The sequence below is a fragment of the Luteitalea sp. genome, assembly GCA_009377605.1.
Lineage (GTDB): Bacteria > Acidobacteriota > Vicinamibacteria > Vicinamibacterales > Vicinamibacteraceae > WHTT01.
The window spans coordinates 318-596 of the sequence record WHTT01000311.1 but is presented as its reverse complement, the minus strand read 5'-3'; the positions used below and the strand labels follow the sequence as shown (position 1 = coordinate 596).

General features: G+C 64.9%; 1 protein-coding gene (cut by a window edge). It reads left to right on the top strand.

Features of this window, described 5'->3' with window-relative positions; all coding sequences use genetic code 11:
* Positions 1-16 precede the first annotated feature (16 nt).
* Positions 17-279 carry the 5' portion of a hypothetical protein gene (locus tag GEV06_29075; GenBank protein ID MPZ21892.1) on the top strand. 70 nt of this gene lie beyond the right edge of the window, so 263 of the gene's 333 nt are visible here — the first part of the coding sequence; its start codon is at positions 17-19; the stop codon falls past the right edge of the window.

Below are 279 nucleotides of genomic sequence, written 5' to 3'. Positions count from 1 at the left end.
AGGCCTTGGAGATGTCATGGACACGCTCATTGAGGCCACGTTTCAGGCCTCGGTGTCGACGCCCTACGACCGACAGATCGCGTGGGCGGTGCAGCGGATCCTGGTTGAGCACTTGATGCGTCTCGCGGCGGAGGCGCCCATGGCGCAGGTGCGTGCGGTTGCCACCGCGCGGCTCCAAGGTTTGGTCCAGCGCGTACCCAGCGAACCGGATGCGGAAGGTGGTCAGGCGGCGTGGGCGTTGCTGTCAGCCGATATCAAACGGTTTCTCGATCGTCCCGT